Here is a 14805-nt window from a genome sequence, read left to right as displayed (position 1 = left end):
TACAAATCCATACGTTAAAAAATGTTTCTCCCGGGAGTTTGTCTTCAAAGTCCCGCTTTTTTGCGCGCAAACTCCCGCAAAAATTACAAATCGTAAGTTGGAGGTTTCGGCGAAATCAACCGAATTTGACATTTGTTCACAATCCAATCATACAAGGAAAAGTAGTAGGCTGTAAATCAGTAATACTTACTTTTAAAAAATTTCATGTACATTTGTACACAAACAGCGTATAATATTGAAAAGGAAAGAGGAATGAAGCGCATATTCTGTCCGAAATGTGATAATCAGTTGACATTCGATGAAACGAAGTACCCGAAAGGGAAAGTGCTTGTTTTTGTTTGCCCGCAGTGTACGCATCAATTCAAGATACGTCTGGGGAAAAAGATAGTAAAAACAGAAACAGGTGAAGAAAAAGAGGTGAACGAAGCCGATTTCTCCTGTGGATATATCACTGTGATCGAGAACAACTTTGGCTATAAGCAAGATCTCCCCTTGGTAGAGGGAGACAATGTGATCGGTCGCCGCAACAAAGACACCGACGGAGTGCATGTCGCTATTATCACCAGCGATCCGAGTATGGGAAGAAAACATTGTGTGATCCATGTAAAACCCGATGGAAACGGGCATTATATCTACACATTGCGTGATTTCCCCAGCCTTACGGGCACTTTTGTCAGAAACGTATTGGTGGGGAAGAAAGAACAGGTAGTGATCGAAGATGAAGCGATCGTTACCATTGGAGCAACCACTTTTATTCTACATGCCAAATAAAGAAGAAACCTATGATAAGAAAAATTTCATTATTGATGCTGGCCGCCTGTGTTACTCTGCTGGCCACAGCCCAAGGGAAAGCGCCTAAATGGTTAGAAAAACAGCGCAAAGCGCTATTGACCGTATCCACTTATGGGAAAGATAATCAACGTTTGCAAACCGGTACCGCTTTTTTTGTCAGCGAAACGGGCGAAGCCTTGTCGGGTTATAAGCTTTTTCGCGGAGCTGAACGTGCAGAGGTAACAGACACCGATGGCAAGATCTATCCGGTAACAGCGATTCTGGGTGCCGACGATATGTATGAGGTGATCCGTTTTCAGGTTGAAACAGCGAAGAAGGTTCCCTATCTCTCCATCGCTACCGAGCCATTAGCGAATGAAACAAAAATATATGTTGTTCCCTATACAAGAGAAAAGAAAGGGAGTTTCAAAGAAGGAAATATTACGGAAGTAAATAAATTAAAGGATCCGTATGCCTATTATAAAACCTCTATCCCGTTTGAATCGGTCAACCTGCCGCTGTTGACAGAAGACGGAGAGGTATTTGCCCTGATGCAGGACGATACGGCCGGAGATACAAACATCTCTTACGGAGTGTCGGCCGGTTATGCAAACAGCCTGCGGGTGACCTCCCTCGATGCACTCAGCCGTACCTATAGCAGCATCGGTATCCGCAAAGCCTGGCCGGAAGATATCGAGCAGGCTGAGGTGATGCTAATGATCATGAGTACAGGCAAAACCGCATCGGAATACCTGGAACTTATCAACGACTTTATTACAGCTTTCCCTACCGCACCTGAAGGCTACCTGAACCGGGCTTCGCACTATGCGCACAACCGCACACTGTTTAGCCAGGAAAAGGGCGAAATCGCACAAGCCTACTTAGATAAAGCCATAGCCGACTGGGAAACCGCTTCACGTCAGACAGACAATAAAGCAAATGTATTATTCAACAAAGCACGCGTCGTGTTTGAAATGGCTGCTGCCGATACGACATTGACTCAGAAGGAATGGACAATCGCCGGTGCTATGAACACACTGAAGGATGCGATCGAACTGGACGACCAACCCTCCTACCGGCAATTGGAAGGCGATATGTACTTCACGCTGGGCATCTATGATATGGCTTACGATAGCTACACCAAAGTAAATGAAAGCGAATTAGCCAGCTCCCTCTCCTACTATATGGCTGCCAAATCGTTGGAACAAATAGCCGGCACAAACATCAGCGAGCTTATCGCGTTGCTCGATAAAGCAATAGAAAAGAGTCTAAAGGTTCCTTCCGAAGAGACCCTGACTTACATTCTGGAGCGCATAGATATGAAAATAAGCCTTTCCCAACACGAGGAGGCTGTAAAGGATTACGACCTCTATTATGATTTGACCGGTGGCAACGTAGGTGATAACTTCTATTATCTGCGGGAACAGTCTAAATTCCGCAGCGCTGATTATGCCGGTGCTATGGAAGATATCCAAAAAGCCCAGCAAATGGCTCCCGACAATCCGAATTACATAGCCGAAATGGCTTCAATCTATATGCGTCAGGAAAACTATACCGAAGCGCTTACAACCCTTGAAAAAGCCTTGGCATTGGCTCCCGAATTCAATTCCTGTTACCGCTTGAAAGGGGTTTGCCTCGTTCGCTTAAACAAGAAAGCGGAAGCCTGCGAAGCCTTCGCCAAAGCAAAAGAGCTGGGCGATCCGGTTGTAGACCGGTTGATACGGGAACACTGTAAGTAATTGATAATTGATAATTGAAAGTTGAAAATGAAGGATTGAAAGAATATAATTTTCAATTTTCCATTTTCAATTTTCCATTAATTCCGCTTTCCTCCAGAAAGCGGGCATCGTGTGAGACGGCGATGATGGTGCCTTGGTAGTCACGGATAACAGAGGTCAGGATCTCTATGCTGGCGATGTCTAAGTTGTTTGTCGGTTCATCTAAGAGAATCATATCGGGCGTCTGGTTGCCAATCATCAAACAGCAGATGGCCAGGCGCATTTTCTCTCCCCCGCTTAATGCTGCGCAAGGCTTGTTCCAACTCGCTTGTGAGAAGAGATAACGCGAGAGAAGCATTTTAATCTCATGCTCCGGCAGATGACGGTCGTTGTACTCTTCCGCTTGCTCATACACCGTCAGTTCGTTCCGGATAATTGCATATTCCTGGTCAATATAGATATAATCAAAGTCTGCCCGTTCGATGGTTCCTTCCTGCGGTTGCAACCGGCCTACGATCAATTTCAGTAAGGTCGTCTTACCGGATCCGTTGTTACCACGCAACATCAAACGTTCGCCGCTCTTAACAATAAAATCAAGAGGAGCAGGAAAGAGCGGATCGGCTCCTTCGTAGGCAAAATTCACCTGCTGCGCTTTGACTAATATCTTTCCCGTATGCAGATGGGAAGCATTCAGATCGACCTTCATGGTGCGTTTGTCCGGCAGGATTTTGCGCAACTCATCAATGTTTTCCGTCAGTTGCCGGGTTTTCTCCACATGGGTATCTTTCAATTTGGACGCGCTCTTCTCAGCCCGATCCTGAAGTGTATCCAATGCCATTTTGCCAACGCCTGCTTTTATCTTTTGCTTCTTGCCTCTCACTTCGTGTTTCTGCTTCCGTTCCAGCGCCTCCCGGGCTGTTTTCTTGGCCAGGCGCAACTCTTTTTCCTTCTCATCCAGTGATTCCTGCAGAGCCTCCAGTTGCAATTGCTTTTGTTCTTTATAGAAATCATAATTCCCGCCATACGTCGTGATGCCCGTATGTCCTAATTCGTAGGTAAGCGGAAGTAGGTTGAGCAAGGCGCGGTCGTGGCTGACAATCAACAGGGTGGCATTTACCGATTGTATATACCGGTAGAACTGTTCACGGCTGGCAGCATCCAGGTGATTGGTCGGTTCATCAAACAGGATAATCTCCGGCGTATGGATCTGCAGTCCCGCCAAAAAGGCTTTTGTCTTTTCGCCTCCGCTCAGGGTTTCAAAGGATTGTGCGAGGGAGATATGGGACAAACCCCAATGAGCCAGCGCTGCCAGACTGCGCTCCTCGATGCCCCAATCGTCGTCGAGCAAAGCAAAATTATTTTCAGAGGCATCTCCATTTTCAATAGCGTGCAAAGCATGCAGTTTTTCGTGGATACGCAACGCCTCGGCAACCGTCTGATGATCGTATTGTCCAAAATGCTGGGGGATATAATAAGGCGCGGTTGACACAATGATTTCGCCGGAAGTAGGCAACAGATCTCCTGCGATCATACGCAACAGGGTCGACTTCCCCGATCCGTTCTGTCCGATCAGCGATACTTTTTCTCCTTTATTGATGGTAAGATTGATATCAGAAAATAGCGCACTATTGTCTGTATGCACGTATGCAACTTGTTGAATTTGGATACTCATGTTCTAAATATTTGTCGGCGTCAGGCAGGTGTAGTAAATTTGCCCTCGCGCGGTAATGAATAATAAACCGATTCTTATCTCTCTATTGGCAGATATGCAAGCCGGTTTCTGTGAACCGACAACTTATTTAGACATTCTCATTGGAGTAGTTTTAAATGAATACTGCTGCAAAAGTAGGTAAAATATTTGAAAATGAAAGAACAAACAGGGAATTAAACAATTGAAGGGGATCGATAGTTTTACTAATAGAAAGTTAAATCAATAAATAAAGAAAAGTATGTTTGAAAAAGTTATTTGGGGAAATACGCTGGAAGAATGGGGTATTTTCCTTATCATTTTGGTTTCTACTCTTATCATTACCAAGTTAGTTTCGCTATTCAGCAAAAAGGTATTAAAGCCTTTTACTACGAAAACGAAGAATAGATTCGATGATATCATCTATTATGCTTTGGAGTCGCCTATTCTGTTTGGCATCATGCTGCTTGGTATCTGGATCGCTATTCACCAGTTGGAGACACCGGAAAAGTTCGTCAAAGCCATCGATGATGCCTACCGGATCCTGATCGTCCTGAATGTCACCTGGATATTTACCCGCTTGTCGTCGGGCTTATTGGATAACTATTGGGGAGATCGTTCGGACGGACATGCCAAAAAGATGATGCCGGTAGTGAAAAGAGCCCTGTTGACTGTGGTCTGGGTGATTGGTATCGTAACAGCATTGAGCAATGTCGGGATCAATATCAGTGCTTTGTTAGGGACTCTCGGTATTGGTGGTATTGCTTTTGCTTTGGCGGCTCAGGATACGGTCAAGAATATATTCGGTGCCTTTACTATATTTACCGACAAACCGTTTAGCATCGGCGATACCATCCGTGTAGACAGCTTTGAAGGAACGATTATCGACGTAGGCGTGAGAAGCACCAAACTGATGGACTACGACAAGCGTATCGTTACCCTTCCGAACTTTAAGATCACGGACGCTTCTATTATCAATATCTCCTCCGAGCCGATGCGCCGGGTAGTGATGAAACTCGGATTGACCTACGATACGACTCCGGAAAAGATGCAGGAAGCTCTGGATATATTAAGAGGCATACCGAAGAAGGTAGAGTTTGCTTCCAAAAAGGCGGATAATATAATTGCTAATTTCAGCAATTATGGCGACTCCGCCTTGGAGATCTCCTTTATCTATTTTATCGAAAAGAAAGGAAACATCCGGAAAGTCACGTCGGACATGAATATGGAGATCCTGAAAGCATTCAACGCGGCCGGGCTGAACTTTGCCTTTCCTTCCCAGACGCTTTATCTTCAGAAAGAGGGATAACGAAATATAAATCAGAATACAATCGTATACAAGACCTCTTCATTTCCAGTTGTCCATAAAGGGCCCTCCTCTATCAGGCGGTAGGCCTCTTTATCGGCAGCGGGAGATAGAGGTTTTTTTACGGTGATACGATAGGGTTTTCCCTGCTCATTGATGAAAAAAGAGAGGGTTACCTCGCCTTTTATCTCCTTGCCTGTTTCGTCGGACGGGCGGATCAATGCCTTTTCTATATACTTCTTATAAGCCTCCCAGCCGTCAACAGGCGACGGTGTCACGACCCTGGCCTCTTGACTGATCGTCATTTCTTTGGCCTGATCGGCTATCTCTTCGTTATCATCTATTATCGCTTTACTCAATGCCAACGAACGGGTAGCAGCCGGTATACTGACCTCTTCGGTACTGTTTTCCATCTGATCGGCAAGCATTTCGGGAGACTCTTTCTTCTGCAGACCAAAATAGACGCTGAAGGCGATAATAAACAAAAAGCTCGCCGCCATCCCTCCATACTTAAAGACATCAAGCCGTCGCTGATTCTTCCGTCGTATCCGGCGGCGCAGGATATCGATATGAGGAGAGGGATCGCCCTTCATCTTCTCATATCCTTCGAGCGCTTCCGCCAGAAAGGGATCACGCATGGCCTGACGTTCGATGCGATTAGCCTCTCGTCCCTTTCGGTCGCCTTGTATGTATCGCCTCATTCTCATGTCCGTTGTCTCTCCATACAAATTTTCAAATTCCGTTTTCCGTTTTGAATATAGCTTTTGACGCGACTCAATGTGTAGCCGGTCGAATCGACAATATCGGCATACGACATATCGTCCATAAAGAAAAGCGTAATGCTCTGCTTTTGCTCTTCCGGCAATTTCTCCAGACAATGCTTCATTATCTCCAGGCGTTCGCTATCCGCTTCCTCTTCATCTAATAGATACATTATTTCGTCGGATTCCATACGGTCGATGTCAATATCAGCTATAATCGCGCGACTTTCTTTGCGTAGTATTTGCAGGCAATGATTTTTCACCACTGTATGCAGCCAGGTACGGAAAACAGCTATCTCATACTGGTTGACTTTAGGAAGCAGCTGTTCGAATAGTTCCATCACGGCATCCTCCGCCCGCTCCGCATTATTCAGGTATTTGAGGCAAACCCCATACAAAAGAGGCGTATAGCGGTTGTATAATGTACCGAAATAATCTGAATTCCCGGTGCGCTTATATGCCGCCAAGAGTTGCTCGTCTGTCAGTTTGGCATTGTTTCTTTTAAATAACAAAGTCATCCCCCCTTACGCCTTTTCATCCGCATCCACGATCGATCCCACCTGCTCTATCACATCCTGCATCAATCGCTTCCAACCCGAGTCGGTCATTTCCGGCGTGTTCAATTGCAGAATACGCAACTGCTGTACGATCGTCTCTGCCTGCAACATGGAAAAGAGCGGGATCATCCGATGCGCCATTTTAGCCACTGTTTCCCGGTCGGTATCCACCAACGCATCGCGGAATATCTGCAAACTCCGACGGGTCTCCTCAAAAAAGGTCTGAATAATCACAGAAGAGGCCTCTTCATCGCCGGAAGCAAATTCCGTCAAGGCGGAAAAATCAACCACTCCTACCGGTTTGGCCTCCGTTCCACCTTCGCCTGCGAGCGGCCGCTGTTTATTTTTGCAGCACGGTATATATTTATTAATCTTTCCTATAAGCTGATCGATGGTGAAAGGCTTGCCCAACGCATCGGTAAACCCTGCGTTTATGAATTCCTTTCCTTCCAGATCGACCGAACCGGAAATAACAATAACCGGTATGTCCGCTGCATGAGGTATATCCGATTGGCGCAATTGTCGGATCATCTCTATCCCGTTCATGCCGGGCATCTGCACGTCAGACAAGATCAGATCCACCTTGCTTTTCCGTAAGATCTCTTCCACATTCGACGGATCCGTAGAAGATATCACCTGAACATGGCATTGCTTCAACACCTCTTCGATCAACGCAATTTGCAACAGATCATCGTCCACCACCAGACAGGTCGGTCGCTCTTCGGAGTTCCATTCTTTTTCTTCCACTGGCTGATCCGTTTCCGTTTGAGAAGGGATAGTTTGGTTCTCGGCCAACTCCAGAGGCAGGGAAACAATAAAATCGGATCCTGTTCCCGGTTCGCTCTCTACTGTGATGGTGCCGCCCAGTAGCACAACCAAACGGGAGGTGATGGAGAGCCCCAAACCAAAGCCTTCTATTTTCTCTGTGCCCGGCACGCGTGAGAACTCTTTGAATATTCGTTGCTTTTCCTCCGTGGGAATGCCCGATCCCGTGTCACGAACAGTGATAATTAGTTGCGAGGGCTGTAATTCCTTCTTCCCTTTAACCGGTTCCTCCGTCTTTCTCTCTAACGCCAGGCCGCTGCAATCCACCAAAATGGTAACAGATCCTTTCTGGGTGAACTTCAAAGCATTATTGATCAGATTGCCGACTATTTGTCTGATTCTGACAGAATCCCCCATATATACTTTATACGACTCGCCTTTCATTTGCAAAGAGAGACCCAGCCCTTTTGCCGCGGCAGCGGGTTCGAAGCTGGCATAAATGTCCTCAAAGAAAGGAGGCACCTGAATGGGTATCTGATGCATTTCGATCTGTCCGGTTTCCAGACGTTCGTAATCAAGCAGATCATTGACAAGAGCCAGGATATGCCTGGAAGAAACGCCCATATTCTGTAGATAGGTATGTTGTTGAGGGGTTAGTTTGGAACGCTGAAGTAATTCGGCATAGCCGATAATCGACGAAAGCGGAGCGCGCACGTCATGGCTGATGGTCAGGATCAATTGCTCGCGGCTCTTATTCACATGTTCCAACCGCTTCCGGTAATAGCGGCTCTTTAAAAGATCGCGTCCGATAAAAATCAAAAAGAATATCACCACAATCAAAGAGACGACGGCAATGAAAGTGATCAGATAAGACATCTGACGCAGCATCTCCTGGCGTCCCTGCATGCGATCCAATGAAGCATTCATCTCCTCCTCTTCCATGTCCCGCAATATCTGATTGATGCGGACATTGATCAAACTACTATCATAACGAATAGCCGAAGAGCGTTCAACCAACAATTGCTGAATACGCTGCCGCTCGCTTAATACGTTACTCTGAATATCCCGAAGCGTTTTAGCCACCTCCTCATTCGGGTTATAGGTATTCAACAGGCTGTCTTTCAATAAATGCTCATTGGCTGAAACCACAATACTGGTATCCTGGGATGTTGGCACAAACACTTCCGCCAGCCGCTGAAAAAAAGAACGTTTTTTGGGTGTAATAACCACCGAGGTATCTTTTTGAGTGATGATCTGCTCCTTCACCCCTTTCTCTTCCACCATGGCGCGCTCCCTTGAGAGCTCACTTTCAATGTTTTTCGCGTAAAGATCCTGTCCGGCTTCCTGCCATATCTCGAGTAAAGCCTCCGTGTTTTTGCGCTTACGCTCAATCAGCATATCAATGGTATCCAACTTTTGACGAAACTCATCGGTTGGCGCCAAATGCCGCAATGCTTCAATATTCTCACGGGCTTTATCCAGGGTCTCGTTGAAATAGGTATAATCTTCCTCTTGCATATTGAGCAATTGCCCCATGGCTTCACTCTCATACAAAAGGGTCTGGGTGTTCGACACCAGATAAAGTTTCTGACGGGGAACATCGTTCATCTCTTCGCCCTCGGTCACCCCTTCCACCATCCGGTACATATAGGCCAAAGAAGCCAAGGCTATGACCATTAACACGATATAACCGATAATTACTTTCCCACCAATGTTTCCTGATATTTTTTTCATGTGTAGAATTCTTTAAGGTTTGAAACCGGACTTTTAGGTCAGCTTAGACACACGTTGAATCATGTTGATAAACTCATCATTCGTCAAGTCCATTTCTAATTCTTTATAATTGACAAAATCTTCAAAATAATCGCTCCCAATATCGGCAACAATCTCTTCTCCGTCTAACCCATAGCTGTTCAATAGTTTTTCAATCCTATGCTTTACCTCACGGATCACCTGCAGGCGCTCTTCAAAATATTCCGGCTTGTCCTGCTCGGTAGCATGCTCGTTACGGACAATCAGATAAACGACTGTGTAAAAACGCTCGATGGTTCCAAATATCGGAACAAAGCGTTTTTTCTGCTCGTCCGGTAAAGAGGATAAATAATTATATACCTTGCTCATCTCTGTTCTATTTTTAGTATTTAGTCGTTTACGGAACACATCATTTCTCATTTTGTTCGCATAACAGCCTGAATCCATAAAATAATTATACAAATCTATAACTTTGATTTAAATAATAGCCAAACAAGGTATGAAAAATAAAGATAAACTGTAAACCTATTTCAGGAAATGTCAGAAACAGAAAAAGGGTCCTATTCGCTCTTAATACTGTCGACCGGATTGGCATGAGCCGATTGGAGGTTCTGAAAAGTGATCGTACAGATGGTGATGAGTGCTACTAAAAGGAATGCCATCGGGAACACCCACCAATAAAGAGGTGTTTTATAGGAGAAGTTCTCCAGCCACTTCCGTACGAAATAGTAGCCGATGGGCGCGGCCACGACAAAGCTGATACAAACAATATACAGATATACCTTATTGAACATAAGGAGGATATCCCGGATCCGCGCACCCATTACTTTACGGATGCCGATCTCTTTTTTGCGAAACTCTGTCTCAAAGAGGATCAAGCCGAACACCCCGACAACAGAGATCAGGATGGCCAAGATGCTGAAAAGGGTAACGGCATTGGTCATCGAGAGCTCCGCCTGGTAGAGTTGGTTGAATATCGTATCATAGAACTCCAGTTCAAACGGGAAGGTCGGGTCTATTTCGGCAACGACCTGCCGGATATGATCGATCGTTTCATGCATATTCGCACCGGCATGTATCCGGATATACGAAACCGGAAGCGGCACACCGGTATTGAGCATAAAGTAGATCGGATCTTCGCCCTGCCGCAAAGAGGTGAATTTGATATCCCCGGTTATACCGACGGTCGAACCGGAAGCGCCCCATGTACCCATTTTCAGAATACTTCCCGGATGCATGCCTACCGCTTGTTGAATCGGCTGACTGAATATAAACCGGAGCTCGCCGGCCTGTTCATCCGTCGGGAGGAAATCACGTCCTTCGACTATCGGGATCCCCATCACGCGAGGAAAGGAGGCAGACACCTCCAAGGCATATCCATAGAAAGACTGGTCGTCATATTCCAAGCCATAGGTGGTATACCCATCCCGCGCACCTAACTTCTGTTTAGAGAAAGCCACATCTTCAATGCCGGGATGTTGCTTCAGCCGGTTCACGTAGGTATCCCTGTTGTTGGTATAAAAAGCGCCGTTCAGTTCCACAACCGCCAGGTGGTCTCTGTCAAAACCATAATCATACGAGCGCATATAGTAATTCTGCAACTGAATGAAAAGCGCGGCGATAATCAGTCCGATAGAAATGATATATTGAAAACCCACCAGTCCTTTCCGTAATAGACGCCCCGAGGGCGAGGTGCCGAAGTTGCCCTTCAGGGCGACTGCCGGTTGGAAAGAGGTCATATAACGAGCCGGATAATAACCCGCCACAAAGCCGATCAACAGAGCTATACCGGCAGAAAGCACAACCAATGGCAGATTCTGCGACAGGCTCAGGTCGGCATCGAGGAAACGAACCCAGTGATTCTTGTTCAACAGCCAAACGATAATCAGCGACAATAGCCAGGAAAAGAGGGTGATGCCGATAGCCTCTGTCAACAGCAGGCGTTGTTGTTCCGCACTCGAACTACCGAATACCTTTTTGGTATTCACGCTTTTGATACGCAAAGGCGCCAGGGCAATGCTGAAATTCGTGAAGTTGATTGCCGCGATAATGATGATTAACAGGGCTATCGTAAACAATAATCGCACCGTATTCTTATTGTTCAACTTAAACAAACTACTATCTTCCGACATGTAATGAATATCTGTAAGCGGAGTCAACGCAAGGCTCAATTTGTTTCCATTCGGATTCCAAACGGGAGAGAAATCAAACGATTTATTAAACTCTTCCACAAAGGGACCTGCCGCGTTTTTATCGCTTAAGAGAACATAACAAAGAAAATTGCCCGACATCCAATCGCCTTTCATCGTGTTGTCGATCGTCCCGTAGATCACATTATCGAGTTGGGTGTTTCCTGGGAAATCTTTATAGACGCCGCCTACGGTATAGTTCTTCAATGCTTTGGTCCAGACATGTTCATTCACATGAATCATTTGCCCAACAGCCGGGGCATCTCCATAAAAACGACGGGCCATCGATTCCGGAATAATCACTTTCTCCGGATCGTGGAGGCTTTCACCGCTTCCTTCCGTAAAGACAAAGCCAAACACCCGGATGATGTCCGGATAACAGGTTACCAGCTTTTCCTGAAAACCTTTCCGGCTCTCCCCTTCCCCCACCGCGATATAGATGTCGGATATAAACGGGTTATACAGAGTAGCCGCCTCTATCGCAGGCGATGAAGCGATGAATTCGTCGACAAAACCTCGTGTCTGTACGTTGTTCTCATACGCCGACTCTGCCGTATCATGCTTGATATTGACCAGAAAAACACGATCAGACTCCGGATGACAGGTATCGAAGCTTTGTTCATAATTCACCTGTATCAGAATCATTATAAACGCGGCGAAAGCAACCGAAAGCCCTAAGAGATTCAACAAAGTAGCAATCCGGAAACGCCGCAGGACGACAAAGAAGTTTTGTATAATACTTTTCATTTTCTTTAATTAATAATTGATTTTCATTCCCTCTTCAGCGAGTCCACCGGATTGGACGAAGCCACCCGCCAGCTCTGGAAAGTAACCGTAGCAATGGTAATGGCGGTGATCAAGAGGAAAGCAAGTAAGAATACCCACAGATACATAGGCGTGCGGTAGGCAAAACTTTCCAGCCAGCGGGCCACAGCATACCAGGCAATCGGTGCGGCAATAACAAAGCAAATCACCAGGATCTTAACATAACGCGTGTTGAACATAGTGAGGATCTGCCCGGTGGTCGAGCCCAATACCTTGCGTACGCCGATCTCTTTACGTTTGTATTCGCTCTCGAACACCACCAAACCAAATACACCCACCATAGATATTAAGACAGCGATCAGGCTGAACCAGGTGATCAGTGAGGTCATATGCTGCTCTTTCATGTAGGCAAAGTTTATCAGATCATCGTAGAAGGTCACATTAAAAAGATAATCGGGCGACATCTTCTCCAAAGCCTCCTCTATCAGCTTCATCTCTTTAAACAGATCCGAGCCTGCTTTTATCTTGATGTAAGCCCATTCATTTTGCCAGAGGTTATGGTCGTTTATCAGGTAGAAAGCCATCGGTTCAACCTCTTTGCGTAAAGTGGCCACATGCAGGTCGGGAATAAAACCGATCACCTCCCCGTCGCTTACATTATCGCCCAACGACAATTCAAGCTCTTTCCGAGCTCTCTCATTGAAGAGATACACAAAGTCCTCCGACTTCTTATCGGCTGGCAGGAAATCGCGCCCATCGAGTAAGGGAATATTCATTGTCTCCAAGAAATCCGTATTCACGGCAATGGCTTGAAACATGAATTTCTTTCCTTCATTTTCGCGCAACCAAGTGTTATGGATATCGGTTCCCGACAGGAGGGTGCCTGCGTAACTAACACTCTCAACCGCGGGAGATTCTTTGAGAATATTGGTGAAAGTCGGCAAAGAATTGCGCACATCGTTGCTTAAATTTGCTACAATCACCTGATCTTTATCATAGCCTAATGAGCTATTTTTCATGAAATGAATCTGTAAATACATAAACAAAGCGACAACGATCAGGGCAAACGAAGCAACAAACTGAACACCTACCAGCCCGTTGCGCAACTGACGTCCTTTAGGAGAAAGACCAAAAGAGCCCTTCAATACTAATGCCGGTGCGAAAGAGGTCATATAAAAGGCGGGATAGATACCTGCAATAAGTCCCACCAACAGGGCGATTCCCCCCATCCCCAGAATGATATCCGGATGCTGAGCGAGTGCCATATCCGTATTTATTAGCTGTGCGACGGAGGTCGACGCCAGCTGATGTGTTATGAAAAGAGCTATCCCCCAGGCAAACAGGCAGGTTAGCACTGCCTCAGCCACTAACGAGATCCGCAATCGGTCGTCTGCCGCCCCAAGCACCTTCTGGGTATTAATACTCTTGATACGTAAGGGGGTCAGGGCAATACTGTAATTGGTGAAATTGATCACCGCGATCAAAAGAATCACAAAAGCAATCCCCAGGAGTATGGCCACGGTTGAAAAGCTTGTCTTATCCGCCACCTCATCATATTCGGTATAGGTATTAAAATGTATATCCCTCAAAGGGACTACTTTATAGGTAACGGGCATGCCTCCCATCTCTCCATCGGTCTCTTTCGTCTTTTCCGTCCAATATTCCTCCAAGATCTGTTCGAGAGAGGCACCGGGCGTCACACGTACATAACCGGCATAATTCAGGTTGCCCCAGCTTTCCAGGTTTTCCTTATCATGTAATTTCCGGAGAATCACGTTGCGCACGCTGCTATTGGTCGGAAAGTCTTTGTATACGCCTCCGACAATCCATTTGTATCCTTCATTGATCAGTTGCTTGTCGATAGCCGGTTCCTCTCCAAACACTATATTGGCCAGGCTTTGTGGGATCAGTACATAATCGGGTTCGTGGAGTTTATCAATACTTCCTTCTATCATATCAAACTGAAAGACACGCATATAATCGAATGTGACACCCTTTATATGGCTCTTGAATGTATTTCTTGTCCCTGCAGTTTCTACGGTAAAGGGCCAATCAGATACAGCCTCCATCCCCATACTGATGGCAGAGGCTTCGATGTATGGCGAAAAAGTCTTCAGCTCCTCTATCAACGGGCGAGGTACGATAGCTATCTGACGTCCATTGAAAAGAGCTTCTACCCGGTAGATATTATCGGTATTCGGGTCATGGGTATCAAATCTCAGATCCCATAAAACCTGCATGATGATGATGATGACGGCCGTAAAAGCAACTGACAGGCCTAACACATTAAGCAATGTCGCCATTTTGAAACGGCGGATCACACTGAGGAAATTGCGAATGATGGTTCTCATTATATAAATGTTTTACTTATTTCTGTTTACTCTATCATTTGCAAAGCCTGTGCCAAAACAATATATCATTGATTAATAGCTATATAAACAAAACAACCATACCTTCACCCTGTCAAAAAAATGGACACCCCTGTAAAAGTATTAGACAAAAAAAGCGCGGATAGTTATATGCCGCACGCACAG

General features: G+C 45.8%; 10 protein-coding genes. 3 read left to right on the top strand and 7 right to left on the bottom strand.

Annotated features, from left to right (window positions below):
• Positions 1-252: 252 nt before the first annotated feature.
• Both M2137_RS02535 and M2137_RS02530 read left to right on the top strand, forming a co-directional pair.
• A complete protein-coding gene (locus M2137_RS02535; RefSeq protein ID WP_280764892.1) occupies positions 253-771 on the top strand; it encodes an FHA domain-containing protein in 519 nt (172 codons plus the stop codon).
• Positions 772-782: 11 nt separating this feature from the next.
• A complete protein-coding gene (locus tag M2137_RS02530; protein WP_280764891.1) occupies positions 783-2510 on the top strand; it encodes a tetratricopeptide repeat-containing serine protease family protein in 1728 nt (575 codons plus the stop codon).
• Positions 2511-2562: 52 nt separating this feature from the next.
• Here the strand turns inward: M2137_RS02530 and M2137_RS02525 are convergent, their stop codons facing one another.
• Complete coding sequence (locus tag M2137_RS02525; protein ID WP_280764890.1) at positions 2563-4161, bottom strand: ABC-F family ATP-binding cassette domain-containing protein; 1599 nt, start codon at positions 4159-4161, stop codon at positions 2563-2565.
• 277 nt (positions 4162-4438) lie between these two features.
• On the opposite strand from M2137_RS02525, the gene M2137_RS02520 reads away from it, so the two are divergent.
• Positions 4439-5485: a mechanosensitive ion channel family protein gene (locus tag M2137_RS02520; protein ID WP_280764889.1), complete on the top strand. Its 1047-nt coding sequence runs from the start codon at positions 4439-4441 to the stop codon at positions 5483-5485.
• Positions 5486-5496: 11 nt separating this feature from the next.
• Here the strand turns inward: M2137_RS02520 and M2137_RS02515 are convergent, their stop codons facing one another.
• The 6 genes from M2137_RS02515 to M2137_RS02490 form a co-directional block, all read right to left on the bottom strand.
• Complete coding sequence (locus M2137_RS02515; RefSeq protein WP_280764888.1) at positions 5497-6183, bottom strand: hypothetical protein; 687 nt, start codon at positions 6181-6183, stop codon at positions 5497-5499.
• Between the two features lie 2 nt (positions 6184-6185).
• Complete coding sequence (locus M2137_RS02510) at positions 6186-6761, bottom strand: sigma-70 family RNA polymerase sigma factor (RefSeq protein ID WP_280764887.1); 576 nt, start codon at positions 6759-6761, stop codon at positions 6186-6188.
• 6 nt (positions 6762-6767) lie between these two features.
• The gene (locus M2137_RS02505; protein WP_280764886.1) at positions 6768-9299 is read right to left on the bottom strand and encodes an ATP-binding protein; all 2532 of its coding nucleotides are present in this window, start codon (positions 9297-9299) and stop codon (positions 6768-6770) included.
• Between the two features lie 33 nt (positions 9300-9332).
• Positions 9333-9686 carry a hypothetical protein gene (locus M2137_RS02500; protein ID WP_280764885.1) on the bottom strand — a complete coding sequence of 118 codons (354 nt, stop codon included), beginning with the start codon at positions 9684-9686 and terminating at the stop codon, positions 9333-9335.
• A gap of 191 nt (positions 9687-9877) precedes the next feature.
• Positions 9878-12253 (bottom strand): ABC transporter permease, encoded by a 2376-nt coding sequence (locus M2137_RS02495; protein WP_280764884.1) that lies wholly within the window; start codon positions 12251-12253, stop codon positions 9878-9880.
• A gap of 23 nt (positions 12254-12276) precedes the next feature.
• The gene (locus M2137_RS02490; RefSeq protein ID WP_280764883.1) at positions 12277-14622 is read right to left on the bottom strand and encodes an ABC transporter permease; all 2346 of its coding nucleotides are present in this window, start codon (positions 14620-14622) and stop codon (positions 12277-12279) included.
• Between the last annotated feature and the right edge of the window lie 183 nt (positions 14623-14805).

This window comes from Parabacteroides sp. PFB2-10 (genome assembly GCF_029893085.1).
In the GTDB taxonomy this organism is placed as follows: Bacteria; Bacteroidota; Bacteroidia; order Bacteroidales; family Tannerellaceae; genus QVMG01.
Note: the sequence above shows the minus strand (reverse complement) of the source record. Positions and strands in the feature narration are given on the sequence as shown.